This is a genomic window from Actinophytocola sp. KF-1, assembly GCF_054661535.1.
Genome location: NZ_BAAFVK010000002.1, coordinates 324,067 through 338,866 on the forward strand (window position 1 = coordinate 324,067; position 14,800 = coordinate 338,866).

The following is a 14,800-nucleotide window of genomic DNA, read 5'->3' on the forward strand; positions in this document are numbered from 1 at the left end:
AGCGTGGCGAATGCGCAGGACAACGAGGTCGACCTTCGCGCTCACCGCGGTGCTGGTGGCCGCGCTGGCATGCGGGGCGCCGGAGACGAAGGCCCCGGCGAACGTGCCGAGCAGCGTGCCGGACAAGCCGTCGGCGCCGGTCGAGCTGAACATCCTCGACGTGGCGGGCAACCTGCAGCTCACACAGGGCATGATCGACGACTTCGTGGCGGCGCATCCCGACATCGTCAGCAAGGTCAACTACACCAAGGCGACCGCGCCGGAGATGCCCGGCAAGCTGCAGGCCGAGCAGCGCGGCGGGTCGTCGCAGACGCACCTCGTGCTCACCGGCACCGACGGGCTCGCGTCGGTGATCGAGCAGGAGCTGGTGCTGACGCTGCTGCCGGACTTCGCGTCCCGCTTCCCGAAGCTCGAGGAGAACTACCTGCCCGCGGCCGCGGACATGCAGGAACTCGCGCAGGGGCAGGGGATCACCGTCACCTTCTACCCGTCGGGTCCGCTGCTCGAGTACGACCCGGACGTGGTGCGGGACCCGCCGACGTCGACCGACGACCTGCTCGCCTGGGCCAAGGCGCACCCCGGCAAGTTCCAGTACGCGCAGCCAGCGAACTCCGGTCCCGGCCGGACGTTCCTCATGGGACTGCCGTACCTGCTCGGTGACGAGGACCCGAAGGACCCGGTGAACGGCTGGGACAAGACGTGGGCGTACCTGGCGGAGCTGGGCAAGTACGTCGACTACTACCCGACCGGCACCACCGACACCATGAAGAACCTGGCCAACGGCACGGTCAACATGGTCGCCACCACCACCGGCTGGGACATCAACCCGCGCGTGCTCGGCACCGTGCCCGCGCACATGAGGACGACCACGCTCGACGGCTTCCACTGGGTGACCGACGCGCACTACGCGGTCGTGCCGCGCGGCGTGTCCGAGGACGTGCTGTCGGCGGACCTGGCGCTGATCGAGTGGATGCTGCGGCCGGAACAGCAGGCGAAGGCGTACGACAAGGGCTACTTCTACCCCGGGCCCGCGGTCAAGGACGTCACACTGGACATGGCGCCGCGGGAGTCGCGGGACGCGATCGAGAAGTTCGGGCGGCCCGAGTACGACGACCTGATCGCCGGCAACCCGCAGGAGACCTCGCTCCCGGCGGAACAGCAGGTGGCCGCGTTCCAGCGCTGGGACCGGGAGATCGGGTCGGGGAAGACCAAGTGAACTTCGCCGAGCTGCACATCGATCACGTCAGCAGGGCGTTCGGGGAGCACGTCGCCCTGCGGGAACTCGACCTCACGATCAAAGGCGGCGAGTTCGTCGCGCTGCTCGGGCCGTCCGGGTGCGGGAAGTCGACCGCGCTCAACTGCCTCGCCGGGCTGCTGCCGCTGACCGGCGGGCAGATCCTCATGGACGGCACGCGGATCGACACGCTGCCGCCCGAGAAACGCGGCTTCGGCATGGTGTTCCAGAACTACGCGCTCTTCCCGCACATGTCGGTCCGCAAGAACGTCGCGTTCGGGCTCGCCATGCGCAAGGTGCCGCGCGCCGAACGGGAACGCCGCGTCGACGAGGCGCTGCGGCTCGTGCAGCTCACCGACCACGCGACGAAGTTCCCCGCGCAGCTGTCCGGCGGCCAGCAGCAGCGGGTCGCGATCGCCCGCGCCATCGTGCTCGAACCGCGGCTCGTGCTCATGGACGAGCCACTGTCCAACCTGGACGCGGCGCTGCGGCTGGAGATGCGCACCGAGATCCGGCGGCTGCACCAGACGCTCGGCCTGACGACCGTCTACGTGACGCACGACCAGGAGGAGGCGCTCGCGCTCGCCGATCGGCTCATCGTGCTGCGCGACGGGGTGGTGCAGCAGAACGGCTCGCCGGAGGAGGTGTACGCGCACCCGGCCAACCGGTACGTGGCGTCGTTCATGGGCTACCGCAACCTGCTGCCGGTCACCGTGTCCACACCGGACACCGTGACCGGGGACGGGTTCACCCTGGCCGGCGTCAACCGCGACGGGCTCACCGAGGGCGCCGCGGTCGCCGCGTTCCGGCCGACCGACGTGACCGTCGCCGACACCGAGGGCGAGAACACCGTGCGCGCGGCCGTGGAGATCGTCGAGTACCACGGTCGTGAGCAGGCCGTCGAGGCGCGGCTGCCCGGCGGCGAGCCGCTGCACGTGCGGACCGGGAGCAGGCTCGCGCCCGGTGACGAGGTGCTGTTCCACGTGCCGCGCGAGCGGGTCCTGGTGTTCGCGCCATGACCGTGGAAGCACCGGAGCGGCCGAGCGTCAAGCACCGCCTGGCCGAACGCGGCGTCGACCGCACGTTGCTGCTGCTCGTGCCCGGCGTGCTGTTCGTCGTGCTCCTGTTCGCCTACCCGGTCCTCTATGGACTCCAGCTGTCCTTCCAACCGACCGAGGGCGGCGGCCCGTTCGCCAACTACACGAGGTTCTTCTCCGACCCGTACCTGTTCGACACGATCTGGATCACCCTGCGGCTCGCGCTGCCCGCCGCGCTCGTCAACGTGCTCGCGTCGATCCCGATCGCGTACCGGATGCGTGGCCGGTTCCGCGGGAAACGGCTGCTCACCACGATCCTCGTCGTCCCGATCACGCTCGGCACCGTGCTCACCGCCGAGGGCCTGATCCGCTACCTCGACCCGGTCGGCTGGTTCAACAAGGTCCTCGCCCTGTTCGGCGCCGACGAACCCGTCCGGTTGGTGCACAACTACTGGGGCGTGCTGTTCTCGCTGATCATCACCGGGTTCCCGTTCGCGTTCCTGCTGACGCTGTCCTACCTGTCCGGCATCGACCCGACGCTCGAGCAGGCGGCGGCGACGCTGGGAGCGGACTGGCGGCGCCGCTTCCGGTACATCACGCTGCCGCTGCTCGCGCCGGGCCTCGCGATCACGTTCTGCCTCACGTTCGTGCTGGCGTTCTCGGTGTTCCCGTCCGCGTACCTGGTCGGGCTGCCGCAGGGGGAGACCCGCGTCATCTCCATCGCCGCGTACGAGGCGGCGTTCCGCGACACCGACTACCCGCTCGGCTCGGCCATCGCGATGATCATGGCGGTCGTGATGCTCGCGGTGATCGGGCTGGTGCTGCTGTGGCGGTCCCGGCTCTACCGCGGCGCGACGGGAGGCAAGGGATGAGGCTCTCCGCGTGGCTCGTGTGGGGCGCGGTCGCGTTCTTCCTGGTCAACCTGTTCGGGCTGGTCGCGTCGGTCGTCGTGAACTCGTTCGCCACCCAGTGGTTCGGCACGTGGTGGCCCGCCGGGCTGACCACGTCGTGGTACTCGACGGCGTGGGCCGAGATGGACCTGCTCGCCGTGCTGGTCGTGACGCTGCAGGTCGCGGTGGCCGTCGTGGTGCTGTCCGTGGTGATCGGCGTGCCGACCGCGTACGCGCTGGCCCGGCGGAACTTCCCCGGCAAGAAGCTCGTGACGGTCCTGTTCCTGCTGCCGATCCTGATGCCGCCCATGACGTACGGCATCCCGCTCGCCACCGTGCTGTACAAGTTCGACCTCGCGGGCGGCATCGCCGGCGTGGTGATCGCGAACCTGGTGCCGTCGGTGCCGTTCGTGGTGCTCACGATGACCCCGTTCATCGAGCAGATCGACCCGAAGATCGAGGCCGCCGCGCGGATGTGCGGGGCGAACACGGCCGCCGTGTTCGGCCGGGTGCTGGCGCCGCTGCTCGTGCCGGGCATCCTCGCCGCGTCGATCCTCGTGCTGGTCCGGACGGTCGGCATGTTCGAGCTGACGTTCCTCACCGCCGGGCCGGGGAGCCAGACGCTGGTGGTGTCGCTGTACGAGGCCATGTTCTCGGCGGGCATCCGCGCCCAGCAGGCGGTGGACGCCATGGCCGTGATCTACACCGGCTCCATGCTCGTCCTCCTGGTGATCGCGCTACGGTTCGTGAACCCGACGCAGCTCGTCACCAGGTTGAAGGAGTAGGCATGCGGCTCACCGGTCACGCGTATCCGTGGGACGTGCTGGGGGACCCGGGTTTCGTGGCCCGTGCGGAGGGCATGCACACGGTGGCGCTCGCGGCCGCGTACCACACGGTCCGCGCCGCGACGCCGGGGCACCCGAAGCACCAGCTGGTCAACGCGACGTACGCGGCGCTGTACCGGCCGGTGCGCCCGTCGGTGTGGGAGGGGCGGCGGCTGCGCCCGCTCGAGCCGACGTGGCTGTCCACATCGGACTCGTGGGGCGTGGCGGCCGACGTGCTGCGCGAGGCCGGGCTGCGGGTGTCGGCGTGGGTGGTGCTGACGCACAACTCGCGGCTGGGCACCGAGTTCCCGGACGTGGCGGTGGTGAACTGCTTCGGCGACCGGTACCCGTACGCGTTGTGCCCGTCGCACGAGGAGGTCCGCTCGTACGCCGCGCTGCTGGCGGCGGAGGCCGCGCGGGACGCCGACGAGGTGTCGCTGGAGGCGTGCGGCCAGCTCGGTCTCGTCCACGGCTCCCACCACGAGAAGACCGAGAACGCGTGGACGACGACCGCCCAGCGGTGGCTGTCCGTGTGCTGCTGCGCGGCGTGCCAGAAGGGGTGGTCGGCGCGCGGGCTGGACCCGGTGTGGGTGCTGTCGACGCTGCGGGAGGCCGTGCGCGCGTCGGCGGAGGTGCCGTTCGCGGACGACCTGCTGGCCACCCGCCACGAGGCGACCGACCTGCTGCGGGCGGAGGTGCTGGCGGGCCTTGACGTGCCGGTGATCCTCCACGCGCACCCGGACCCGTGGGTGACCGGATCGTCGCCGGGCCTGACCCCGTCGACGGGGCCGGACGCGTCGGCGCTGGTGGTCCCGGCGTGGCCGACGGACAGCGCGCCCGTGGTGGCGGCCGCGGCGGCGACCGGCCGGCCGGTGGACGCGTACGTGACGGTCCTGCAGTCGGAGGAGGGCCTCATCGACCACGCGCGGGCCGTGGCCACGGCGGGGGCGACCGGGCTCGCCTTCTACCACCTGGGCCTGGCCCCCGCCTGGCGCCTGCCGACCATCACCGCGATGGCGAAGGCGGCCCGGTCGGTCTGATTTCGCCTGTGGATGGGCGGGGTCTCGGCGTCCGGTTTTGTCGGTGGTCGCCGGTACGCTGGTTTTCGGGGGCCGGAGGCCGCGGGGACTTGCCTTGTGGGCGGCGGGTTTCGTGGGCTGGGTTGCGGGCCTGTGGATGGTTGCGCCGTGGTGAGCCTTTTCTGTCGGTGGTCGCCGGTACGCTGGATTTCGGGGGCCGGAGGCCGCCCCGAGGGAGGGCACGCCGACGATCACGGCGACCGTGGCCTGCTCGCCCACTCACGGCGGTCGTGCGGGGCTGGGACTTGGGGGCACGCCTGTGGTCGGCCCCGCTGTTGGCGGCGCGTGTCTCGGTGGGGGCTGGGGCTGGCTGGCTGGACGGTCGGGTTGGGTGGCTGGCTTCCGGGTTGGAGGCGCGCCTGTGGTCGGCGGCTTCGTGGATGCCGAGGCCGCGGCCCGGCTGTGGATGCCTGTGGTCGGCCGCTCTGCCGGTGGGGCGCGTCGCGCGGGCTGGGTTCCCCGTGATGCGAAGGCACGGTGCCGTCGCCTGTGGATGGTCGCCCGCGGGGAGCCGGTTCTGTCGGTGGTCGCCGGTACGCTGGATTCCGGGGGCCGGAGGCTAGCCGATCCAGTAGCGGCGGGTGCGGCCGTCGGTGCTCGCCAGCTCGCCACCGCAGTGTTCGATCACCTTGCGCGACGCCACGTTCGTCTCGTCGCACGTGAGCAGTGCCCTCGTCACGCCGTGGTCGCGGGCCACCGCCAGGCTCTGGCGCAGGATCTCCGTGGCGTAGCCGCGGCCGCGGTGTTCCGGCAGGACGCAGTAGCCGATGTGGCCGCCCACCACCGCGAGCTGCTCGTCCAGCCGGTGGCGGATCGACGTGCGGCCGACCACTGCCCCCTCGACGTCCGCCAGCAAGAACGACGCCGGTACGCCGCCGTGCGGGTCGTGGCCCGCCTCGACCTCCGCCAGGTGGTGCAGGTAGTCCGGCCACGACAGGCCCGACAGGCCGAGGCCGAACACGAAGCCCTCCTCCGCGAGCCGTGCGTGGGCCCGCCGGACCACCTGCTCGTCGGCCGGTGCGGGTGGGCGCAGCGTCAGAGCTGGAAGTGCCATACGACCATCACCGGGATTCCCGCGTCCGCGGCCGCCGTCGCCTCCGGGATCATGGCCGCCAGCGACCACGGCCACACGTCCCACGGGCCCGGGTCGGTGGCTCGCTCCCCGGACGGCGGGTCCAGGACCGGTTCCACACACCGCCGCACCTGGAAGCCCGCGGCCAGCGCGGCACGCACGTAGTCGCCGATCAGGTGGCGGTGCGCGGGCACGCGGACCGGGCGGCCCTCGGCGTCGCGCAGCGGCGGGACCGCGCCGCGCAGCACCCGCTCCGGGTGCATGTCGGCGATCACCACGTGGCCGCCCGGCCGCAGCACGCGGGCGAACTCCGCGAGGACCGGCCCCAGCGACGGCACGTGGGTGAGCGCGAGCCCGCACGTCACCAGGTCCACACTGGATTCGGCGACCGGCAGTGCCGTCAGGTCACCGACCCGGAAGTCCGCCGCAGGCAAGCGTTTGCGGGCGTGTTCGAGCATGTCCGGGGAGGCGTCCACACCGATCACCTCGTGCCCGCGGGAGGTGAGCAGCGCCGCGTACCGGCCGGTGCCGCACGCCGCGTCGAGCGCCGGGCCCGGAGGCAGGTCGGCCAGGACCTCCGCCAGCACCGGTTCGTCCACGTCGAACGCCGAGTTCGGACCGTCGTACGCCGGCGCCCACAGGCCGTACCCGTCGACCGTGCTGACCGGGGTGGACGTCACGCCCTCGGCCAGCGCCGGGTCGTCGAGCAGCGCCCGGATCTCGGCGATCCGCGCCTCGACGAACGCCCGGTCGTGCTCCCCGCCGAAGGCCCGCAGCAGCGCGAGACCTTCCACCCCCAGCACGTACGACAGCGGCTGTTCATACCCCACGCGGTGAGGCTAACCAGCCCACCGCGGCACGAGCGACCCGATTTCTACCCGGTGTTGATCTCCACCAGCACCGTCGCCGCCGTCGCCGCCGCGTCGGCCAGCAGCTCGCCGACGCGGGCGTCGCCCAGCAGCCTCGGGTTGCCGCGTTCGGCCAGCTCGCGGGCCAGTCCGGCCACGCGCGCGGCGGTCGACGCGATCTTCCTGGGCACCTCGGTCGCGGCGGCCAGCGCGGCCTTCCGCGCCTCGCCGCGCGCCGCCAGGTACGCCGTGTACGCGGCCGCGTCGGCGTCGGCCAACCCGAGCAGGGTGGCGCGCAGCTCGTCGGCGGTCGCGGCCGTGGTCTCGTCGTCGGCGAAGCGGGCCGCCATCGCCACCAGCGCCGCGGCCGCGGCGGCGGTCGTCGCCGCCACCGCCCCGCCACCCGGCGCCGCCGTGCGGGCCGCCACCGCGTCCAGGAAGGACTTCACGACAGCCCGACGATCTCGCCGTTGTCGTCGAAGTCGATCCGCGTGGCCGCGGGCGACGAGCCGAGACCCGGCATGGTCCGCATGTCGCCGCAGATCGGGTAGACGAACCCGGCGCCGACCGACGCGCGCACCTCGCGCACCGGCAGCGTCCAGCCGGTCGGCGCGCCGAGCAGCTTCGGGTCCGACGAGATCGACAGGTGCGTCTTCGCCATGCACACCGGCAGCTCGCCGAACCCGTTGCGCTCGAAGCGGTCCAGCTGCCTGCGCGCGGCGGGGGCGTAGCTGACGCCGTCCGCGCCGTACACGCGCTTCGCGATCGTCTCGATCTTCTCCCGCAGCGGCGCCGACGACGGGTACAGCAGCTGGAACTCGCTCGGCTCGGCCGCGGCCTCCGCCACCGCCTCGGCCAGCTCGACCGCGCCCGCGCCGCCGTCGGCGAAGTGCGTGGACACCGCGACCTTCGCGCCCATCTCCTCGGCGATCTCGCGGATCACGGCGTGCTCGGAGGCGAAGTCGCCGGGGAACGCGTTGATGGCGACGACCGGCGAGACGCCGTGCATGCGGATGTTCTCGATCTGCTTGCGCAGGTTCGCCGCGCCGGCGTGCACGTCGTCGGGGTTCTCCTTGAGCAGGTCCGCCGGGAGCGGCTTGCCGGCCACGATCTTGAACTTGCCGGAGTGCGCCTTGAGCGCGCGCACGGTGGCGACCAGCACGGCCGCGTCCGGCGCCTCCCCGGACACCCGGCACTTGATGTTGAAGAACCGCTCGGCGCCCATGTCGGCGCCGAACCCGGCCTCGGTGATCAGGTAGTCGCCGGTCCGCAGCCCGATCAGGTCGGCGACGACGGACGAGTTGCCGGTCGCGATGTTCCCGAACGGTCCGCAGTGGACCAGCACGGGCGTGTTCTCCAGGGTCTGCATGAGGTTCGGCTTGATGGCCTCACGCAGCAGCACGGTCATCGCGCCCGCGGTCTCCAGCTGCTCCGCGGTGACCGGTTCGCCGTCGGTGGTGTAGCCGACGACGATCCGCCCGAGCCGCTCGCGGAGGTCGTCGAGGCCGGTGGTGAGCGCGAGCGCGGCCATCACCTCGGACGCGGCGGTGATGTCGAAGCCGGACTGGCGGGTGACGCCGTCGGCCTTGGCCCCGAGCCCGATCACGATGTTGCGCAGCGCGCGGTCGTTCATGTCGAGCACGCGGCGCCAGGTGATCTCCCCGACGTCGAGGCCCAGCGCGTTGCCCTGGTGGAGGTGGTTGTCGACCATCGCGGCGAGCAGGTTGTGCGCGGCCGTGACGGCGTGCATGTCGCCGGTGAGGTGCAGGTTCAGCAGCTCCATCGGCACGACCTGGCTGTACCCGCCACCCGCCGCGCCGCCCTTGATGCCCAGCGTCGGCCCCATCGACGGCTGCCGGACCGCGATCGTCGCCTGCTTGCCGACGTGCTTGAACCCCTGCCCGAGCCCGACGGTCGTGGTGGTCTTCCCCTCGCCGAGCGGGGTCGGCGTGATGGCGCTGACCAGCACGTACTTGGCGCGCGGGGCGTCCTTCAGCTCCTCGATCGCGCCGAGGCCGACCTTCATCACGTCCCGCCCGTAGGGCTCCAGCAGGCGCGGCGGCAGGCCCATGTCGGCGGCGATGTCGTCGATGGGCTTGAGCTTCGCGCCACGCGCGATCTCCAGGTCGGACGGGAAGGCCATGGGTGCGCTCCTCGGGGTCGCCGGTGATGTGCGCTGTCCAGTCAACCAGCCCGGCGCGGCCTACGCGCCGAGCGCCACGAGGAACATCACGAACGTGGCGATCCCCAGCACGACCGCGATGAACGCCCCGGCCCACCCGCCGAGGTCGCGGTCCCGCAACCCGAAGAACGCGGCGACCAGTGTGCACACGCCGAGCACCAGGCAGATCACCCCCGGTACCGTGCCGGCGCGGCCCTGCCAGATCGCCATCCCGGCCCCCGCGCCACCGGCCAGCCCGCCGATGGTCGCGATCCATCCGCGCACGGTGTCGAGCAGCGAGTCGACGACGTGCTCCGCCAGCCCGGGCTCCTTCTCCTCCCGCTGGTCAGTCATCCACGGTCCCCCGTACCTGCCGGGTCTCCTGCCACACCGGCCGCGGCGCGGGCCCGGTGGTCGTCACGATCGGCCACACTGGGTCGGTCATGAGCCCCCTCCTCTGCTCAGCCAGGAAGGGTAACCTCGACCCGCCCGGGCAGGGCAGGGTTCCATCACAGTCAGCTCCGGTGTGCGGGTGGTCACGCGGGCTGGCGGAGCTGTTCCGCGGCCGCCCTCGCCATGGGGTCGAGGTCGTCGCCGCCCGCGTCGATGTGGGCCAGCAGGGCCCGCAGCATCCGGGGTTCCCAGAAGTCGTGCACGTGCCTGGCCACCCGTGCGGCGCCGTCGTCGAAGGGGAGGTGCGCGAACTGGACGGCGATCTCGTTCGCCAGGCGCACGTGCGAGGGCAGGCCGCTCATGAGCCCGCCACCGGGATCGCGACCCTGTCCTCAGCCGGCGAGGAAGCCGCCGTTGCGAGGCCCACCTGGACGGCTGTCACCTTGTACTCCGGGCAGTTCGTCGCCCAGTCGGAGTGTTCCGTCGTCACCACGTTCGCGCCGGTGACCGGGTGGTGGAACGTCGTGTAGACGACACCCACCGGCATGCGGTCCGAGATCCTGGCGTGCAACGAGGTCCGGCCGACGCGCGACGCGAGCGTGACCCGGTCGCCGTCGTTGATGCCGCGGACCTCCGCGTCGTGCGGGTGGATCTCCAGGGTGTCCTCCGGGTGCCACGCCACGTTCGCCGTGCGCCTGGTCTGGGCGCCCACGTTGTACTGCGACAGGATCCGGCCGGTCGTCAGGATCAGCGGGTACTTCCTGGTGCTGCGTTCCTTCGTCGGCACGTAGTTGGTCGGCATGAAGCGGCCCTTGCCGCGCACGAACTCGCCCTCGTGCATGATCGGGGTCCCGAGCGGCGCGTTCGCGTTGCACGGCCACTGCACGCTGCCGACCCGGTCCAGCAGCTCGAACGACACGCCTTCGAACGTCGGCGTCGTCATCGCGATCTCGGCCATGATCTGCGCGGTCGACTCGTAGTGCATCGGGTAGCCCATCGCCTGCGCGATCTCGGCGACGATCTCCCACTCGTGCTTGCCGGTCTTCGGTTTCATCACCGGCCGGACGCGGTTGATCCGCCGCTCCGCGTTGGTGAACGTGCCGTCCTTCTCCAGGAACGACGTGCCGGGCAGGAACACGTGCGCGAACTTCGACGTCTCGTTCAGGAACAGGTCCTGCACCACGCACAGCTCCAGCGACCGCAGCGCCGCGAACACGTGCTGGGTGTTCGGGTCGGACTGCGCGATGTCCTCGCCCTGCACGAACAGCGCCTTGAACGTACCGTCGATGGCCGCGTCGAACATGTTCGGGATCCGCAGCCCCGGCTCGGGCAGGATCGGCGCGCCCCACAGCGTCTCGTAGATGTCGCGCACGCTCTCGTCGGCGACGTGCCGGTAGCCGGGCAGCTCGTGCGGGAAGGAGCCCATGTCACACGAGCCCTGCACGTTGTTCTGGCCCCGCAACGGGTTCACACCGACACCGTCACGCCCGATGTTGCCGGTGGCCATCGCGAGGTTCGCCATGCCCATGACCATCGTCGAGCCCTGGCTGTGCTCGGTGACGCCGAGTCCGTAGTAGATCGCGGAGTTCGGGCCCGCCGCGTACAGCCGGGCCGCCGCACGCACGTCCGCCGCCGGGACGCCGGTGATCTCCGCCAGTGCCTCCGGGGAGTTCTCCTCCCGTGCCACGAACGACGCCCACTCGTCGAAGTCCTCGCAGCGCTCCGCGACGAAGTCCTCGTCCACCAGGCCCTCGGTGACGATCACGTGCGCGAACGCGTTGACCATCGCCACGTTCGTGCCCGGCGCGAGTGCCAGGTGGTGGTCGGCCCGGATGTGCGGCGAGCGGACCAGGTCGGTGCGCCGCGGGTCCACGACGATGAGCTTGGCGCCCTTGCGCAGCCGCTGTTTCATCCGCGACCCGAACACCGGGTGCGCGTCGGTCGGGTTGGCGCCGATCACCATGATCACGTCCGCGGCGTCGACCGACTTGAAGTCCTGCGTGCCCGCCGACGTGCCGAACGTCTGCTTGAGACCGTAACCCGTGGGGGAGTGGCAGACGCGGGCGCACGTGTCCACGTTGTTGTTGCCGAACGCGGCGCGCACCATCTTCTGCACCACGTACACCTCTTCGTTGGTGCAGCGGGACGAGGTGATGCCGCCGATCGCGCCGACGCCGTGCCGGGCCTGGATGTCGCGCATCGTCGTCGCGACCGTGCCGATGGCCTCCGCCCAGGAGACCTCGCGCCACGGGTCGGTGATCTTCTCGCGCACCATCGGCTTCAGCTGCCGGTCGGGGTGCGTGGCGTAACCGAACGCGAAGCGGCCCTTCACGCAGCTGTGGCCCTCGTTGGCGCCGCCGTCCTTGTAGGGCACCATGCGGACCAGCTCGTCGCCCTTCAGCTCGGCCTTGAACGAGCAGCCGACGCCGCAGTACGCGCACGTGGTGAGGACCGTGCGGTTCGGCATGCCGAGGTCCACGACGGACTTCTCCTCGAGCGTCGCCGTCGGGCAGGCCTGCACGCAGGCGCCGCACGACACGCACTCCGACGACAGGAAGTCGGTGCCGCCCGGCGACACCTTCGAGTCGAAGCCGCGGCCCTCGATCGTCAGCGCGAACGTGCCCTGCACCTCGTCGCACGCCCGCACACACCGCGAGCAGACGATGCACTTGCCGGCGTCGAAGTCGAAGTACGGGTTGGAGGTGTCCTTGGGCGCGTCGAGGTGGTTCTCGCCCTCGCCGACGCCGTAGCGGACCTCGCGCAGCCCGGTCACGCCCGCCATGTCCTGCAGTTCGCAGTCTCCGTTGGCGGCGCAGGTGAGGCAGTCGAGCGGGTGGTCGGAGATGTAGAGCTCCATGACGCCGCGCCGCAGCTTCGCGAGCTTCTCCGACTGCGTCCGCACGGTCATGCCCGGCCGCACCGGCGTGGTGCAGGACGCGGGGGTGCCCTTCACGCCGTCGATCTCCACCAGGCACAGGCGGCAGGAACCGAATGCCTCCAACGAGTCCGTGGCGCACAGCTTCGGCACGTCGACACCGGCGAGCGCGGCGGCACGCATGACGGACGTGCCTTCGGGGACGGTGACGGACAGGCCGTCGATCTCGACGTCGACCGTGGCCTCGCCCGTGCGTGCGGGGGTGCCCAGGTCGGGTTCCTTGAGCAGGCTCATGACTTACTCCAGAAGGTCGGCATGGGCAGGGGCACACTCCGCCGGAAGTCGGCCGGGAAGTGCTGGATGGCGCTGCGCACGGGCATGGGGGTCAGCCCGCCCATGGCGCACAGCGACCCGTCGGTCATCAGCTCGCACAGGTCCTCGACCAGGACCAGGTTCTCCTCGACGTCCGTGCCGGCGATGATCTTGTCCAGGGTCTCGCGGCCGCGGACCGCGCCGACGCGGCACGGCGTGCACTTGCCGCACGACTCCTCGGCGCAGAACTCCATCGCGAAGCGCGCCATCCTCGCCATGTCCACGGTGTCGTCGAACACGACGATCCCGCCGTGGCCGACCATCGCGCCCGCCGCGGCGAACGCCTCGTAGTCCATCGGCAGGTCGAACCGCTCGGCCGGCAGGTACGCGCCGAGCGGCCCGCCGACCTGCACCGCGCGGACCGGGCGGCCGGTGCGGGTGCCGCCGCCGTAGCCGTCGACCAGCTCGCCGAGCGTGACGCCGAACGGCAGCTCCACGATCCCGCCGCGCGCGACGTTGCCGCCGAGCTGGAACACCTGCGTGCCGCGGGACCGGCCGACGCCGAAGCCGTGGTACGCGTCGGCGCCGTCGGCCAGGACCATCGGCACGGAGCCGAGCGTGAGCACGTTGTTCACGACGGTGGGGCGGCCGAAAAGGCCCTCCAGCGCGGGGATCGGCGGCTTGGCGCGGACCGTGCCGCGCTTGCCCTCGAGGCTCTCCAGCATGGCGGTCTCCTCGCCGCAGATGTACGCGCCCGCGCCCACCCGCACGGCGAGGTCGAACCGCGTGCCGCTGCCGAGGATGTCCGCGCCGAGCCAGCTCCGGTCATAAGCGATGTCGATCGCGCGGCGCAGCGTGGCGACCGCGTCCGGGTACTCGGAGCGGACGTAGACGAAGCCCTCGGTGGCGCCGGTGGCGTACGCGGCGATCGTCATGCCCTCGATGAGGGTGAACGGGTCGCCCTCCATGAGCATGCGGTCGGCGAACGTGCCGGAGTCGCCCTCGTCGGCGTTGCAGCACACGAACTTCACGTCCGCCTGCGCGCCGAGCACGGTCTTCCACTTGACGCCCGCGGGGAACCCGGCGCCGCCGCGGCCACGCAACCCGGACGCGGTGACCTCCTCGACGACCTCGCCGGGGGCCATCGCGAGCGCGTTGCGCAGGCCGCGCATGCCGCCGTGCGCCTCGTAGTCGTCGGCCGACAGCGGGTCGACGACGCCGACGCGGGCGAAGGTGACGCGTTGCTGGTCGCGCAGCCACTCGTGCTCGTCGGTCAGGCCGAGGCTGTGGTCGGTGCCCGCGCCGTCGAGCAGGCCCGCGCGGACCAGGTCGTCGACCTCGTCGGGCGCGACCGGTCCGTACGCGACGCGGCCCCGCGCGGTCTCGACCTCGACCAGCGGTTCGAGCCACAGCAGACCGCGGGAACCGTTGCGCACCAACTCGATCTCGCGGCCCGCGGCCGCCGCGGAGGTGGCGATGGCGACCGCGACCTCGTCGGCGCCGACGGACAGCGCGGCGGAGTCCCGGGGCACGTAGACCCTAGTTTTCATACTGTATGCACCGCCTCGCCGAGAAGAACGTCGAAGCGCTCCGCGGTGACCCGCCCCGCGAGCCTGCCGTTGATCTCCACGGCCGGCCCGAGCGCGCAGTTGCCGAAGCAGAAGACCTGGTCCAACGTGGCCGACCCGTCCGGCGCGGTGCCCCCGATCTCCGTGCCCAGCTTGGCTTTCGCGTGTTCGACGAGGTCGTCGGCACCCGCGGCCTGGCACGCCTCGGCACGGCAGATCCGCACGTGCGTCCCGGCAGCGGGCGCCGAGCGGAAGTCGTGGTAGAAGGTGAGCACGCCGTGCACGTCCGCGCGCGAGAGGTTCAGTTCCTCGGCCAGGACCGGCACCACGGCCGGGTCGACGTAGCCGAACGTGGCCTGGATGTCGTGGAGGATCGGCAGGAGCGGCCCCCGCACACCCCGGTGCGCGGCGACCGCCGAGCGCACGTGGCGTTCCAGTGGAGACCCGCCCGCCGTTGCGCCGGGTGTCATGCCACTGACTCTCTCAACGCTTTTCCCGCAGGTCAAA

General features: G+C 71.7%; 14 protein-coding genes. 5 read left to right on the top strand and 9 right to left on the bottom strand.

All coding sequences use genetic code 11. The features are described 5' to 3' along the window. Positions 1 to 10 precede the first annotated feature (10 nt). The 5 genes from ACYQ77_RS07280 to ACYQ77_RS07300 are packed head-to-tail and all read left to right on the top strand — an operon-like array spanning position 11 to position 5,025. Positions 11 to 1,216, top strand: coding sequence for an extracellular solute-binding protein (locus ACYQ77_RS07280; RefSeq protein ID WP_459708694.1), 1,206 nt, complete (start codon positions 11 to 13; stop codon positions 1,214 to 1,216). Beyond that, complete coding sequence (locus ACYQ77_RS07285; RefSeq protein WP_459708695.1) at positions 1,213 to 2,253, top strand: ABC transporter ATP-binding protein; 1,041 nt, start codon at positions 1,213 to 1,215, stop codon at positions 2,251 to 2,253. Before ACYQ77_RS07280 ends, ACYQ77_RS07285 begins: the two co-directional genes overlap by 4 nt. Continuing rightward, the gene (locus ACYQ77_RS07290; RefSeq protein WP_459708697.1) at positions 2,250 to 3,143 is read left to right on the top strand and encodes an ABC transporter permease; all 894 of its coding nucleotides are present in this window, start codon (positions 2,250 to 2,252) and stop codon (positions 3,141 to 3,143) included. The genes ACYQ77_RS07285 and ACYQ77_RS07290 overlap by 4 nt, the downstream gene beginning before the upstream one ends. Next, on the top strand, positions 3,140 to 3,946 hold the full coding sequence (locus ACYQ77_RS07295) for an ABC transporter permease (protein WP_459708699.1): 807 nt from the start codon (positions 3,140 to 3,142) through the stop codon (positions 3,944 to 3,946). The genes ACYQ77_RS07290 and ACYQ77_RS07295 overlap by 4 nt, the downstream gene beginning before the upstream one ends. A 2-nt stretch (positions 3,947 to 3,948) precedes the next feature. Beyond that, positions 3,949 to 5,025, top strand: a complete 1,077-nt coding sequence (locus ACYQ77_RS07300) for a hypothetical protein (RefSeq protein WP_459708701.1) — start codon at positions 3,949 to 3,951, stop codon at positions 5,023 to 5,025. A gap of 598 nt (positions 5,026 to 5,623) precedes the next feature. Here the strand turns inward: ACYQ77_RS07300 and ACYQ77_RS07305 are convergent. The 9 genes from ACYQ77_RS07305 to ACYQ77_RS07345 all read right to left on the bottom strand — a co-directional run bounded on the left by ACYQ77_RS07305 (position 5,624) and on the right by ACYQ77_RS07345 (position 14,763). Further along, positions 5,624 to 6,118 carry a GNAT family N-acetyltransferase gene (locus tag ACYQ77_RS07305; RefSeq protein ID WP_459708702.1) on the bottom strand — a complete coding sequence of 165 codons (495 nt, stop codon included), beginning with the start codon at positions 6,116 to 6,118 and terminating at the stop codon, positions 5,624 to 5,626. Then, positions 6,100 to 6,966, bottom strand: coding sequence for a class I SAM-dependent methyltransferase (locus tag ACYQ77_RS07310; protein WP_459708704.1), 867 nt, complete (start codon positions 6,964 to 6,966; stop codon positions 6,100 to 6,102). The genes ACYQ77_RS07305 and ACYQ77_RS07310 overlap by 19 nt, the downstream gene beginning before the upstream one ends. Before the next feature lie 44 nt (positions 6,967 to 7,010). After that, complete coding sequence (locus tag ACYQ77_RS07315; RefSeq protein ID WP_459708706.1) at positions 7,011 to 7,433, bottom strand: cyclodeaminase/cyclohydrolase family protein; 423 nt, start codon at positions 7,431 to 7,433, stop codon at positions 7,011 to 7,013. After that, complete coding sequence (locus tag ACYQ77_RS07320; protein WP_459708708.1) at positions 7,430 to 9,127, bottom strand: formate--tetrahydrofolate ligase; 1,698 nt, start codon at positions 9,125 to 9,127, stop codon at positions 7,430 to 7,432. The genes ACYQ77_RS07315 and ACYQ77_RS07320 overlap by 4 nt, the downstream gene beginning before the upstream one ends. Before the next feature lie 60 nt (positions 9,128 to 9,187). After that, positions 9,188 to 9,499 carry a hypothetical protein gene (locus tag ACYQ77_RS07325; RefSeq protein WP_459708709.1) on the bottom strand — a complete coding sequence of 104 codons (312 nt, stop codon included), beginning with the start codon at positions 9,497 to 9,499 and terminating at the stop codon, positions 9,188 to 9,190. 182 nt (positions 9,500 to 9,681) lie between these two features. Next, the gene (locus tag ACYQ77_RS07330; RefSeq protein WP_459708711.1) at positions 9,682 to 9,900 is read right to left on the bottom strand and encodes a formate dehydrogenase subunit delta; all 219 of its coding nucleotides are present in this window, start codon (positions 9,898 to 9,900) and stop codon (positions 9,682 to 9,684) included. Further along, positions 9,897 to 12,707 (bottom strand): formate dehydrogenase subunit alpha, encoded by a 2,811-nt coding sequence (gene fdhF, locus ACYQ77_RS07335; RefSeq protein WP_459708713.1) that lies wholly within the window; start codon positions 12,705 to 12,707, stop codon positions 9,897 to 9,899. The genes ACYQ77_RS07330 and fdhF overlap by 4 nt, the downstream gene beginning before the upstream one ends. Further along, positions 12,704 to 14,275 carry a formate dehydrogenase beta subunit gene (locus tag ACYQ77_RS07340; RefSeq protein ID WP_459708714.1) on the bottom strand — a complete coding sequence of 524 codons (1,572 nt, stop codon included), beginning with the start codon at positions 14,273 to 14,275 and terminating at the stop codon, positions 12,704 to 12,706. Before ACYQ77_RS07340 ends, fdhF begins: the two co-directional genes overlap by 4 nt. Then, entirely contained in the window at positions 14,272 to 14,763 is a 492-nt protein-coding gene (locus tag ACYQ77_RS07345) for an NAD(P)H-dependent oxidoreductase subunit E (protein WP_459708716.1), read from the bottom strand. Before ACYQ77_RS07345 ends, ACYQ77_RS07340 begins: the two co-directional genes overlap by 4 nt. Positions 14,764 to 14,800 lie beyond the last annotated feature (37 nt).

Bases quoted from the DNA above. Each gene is read 5' to 3' on its own strand.
- ACYQ77_RS07345 (WP_459708716.1), bottom strand. From the start codon at position 14,763: ATGACACCCGGCGCAACGGCGGGCGGGTCTCCACTGGAACGCCACGTG.
- ACYQ77_RS07325 (WP_459708709.1), bottom strand. From the start codon at position 9,499: ATGACTGACCAGCGGGAGGAGAAGGAGCCCGGGCTGGCGGAGCACGTC.
- fdhF (WP_459708713.1), bottom strand. From the start codon at position 12,707: ATGAGCCTGCTCAAGGAACCCGACCTGGGCACCCCCGCACGCACGGGC.
- ACYQ77_RS07330 (WP_459708711.1), bottom strand. From the start codon at position 9,900: ATGAGCGGCCTGCCCTCGCACGTGCGCCTGGCGAACGAGATCGCCGTC.
- ACYQ77_RS07340 (WP_459708714.1), bottom strand. From the start codon at position 14,275: ATGAAAACTAGGGTCTACGTGCCCCGGGACTCCGCCGCGCTGTCCGTC.
- ACYQ77_RS07320 (WP_459708708.1), bottom strand. From the start codon at position 9,127: ATGGCCTTCCCGTCCGACCTGGAGATCGCGCGTGGCGCGAAGCTCAAG.
- ACYQ77_RS07280 (WP_459708694.1), top strand. From the start codon at position 11: ATGCGCAGGACAACGAGGTCGACCTTCGCGCTCACCGCGGTGCTGGTG.
- ACYQ77_RS07290 (WP_459708697.1), top strand. From the start codon at position 2,250: ATGACCGTGGAAGCACCGGAGCGGCCGAGCGTCAAGCACCGCCTGGCC.
- ACYQ77_RS07305 (WP_459708702.1), bottom strand. From the start codon at position 6,118: ATGGCACTTCCAGCTCTGACGCTGCGCCCACCCGCACCGGCCGACGAG.
- ACYQ77_RS07300 (WP_459708701.1), top strand. From the start codon at position 3,949: ATGCGGCTCACCGGTCACGCGTATCCGTGGGACGTGCTGGGGGACCCG.
- ACYQ77_RS07295 (WP_459708699.1), top strand. From the start codon at position 3,140: ATGAGGCTCTCCGCGTGGCTCGTGTGGGGCGCGGTCGCGTTCTTCCTG.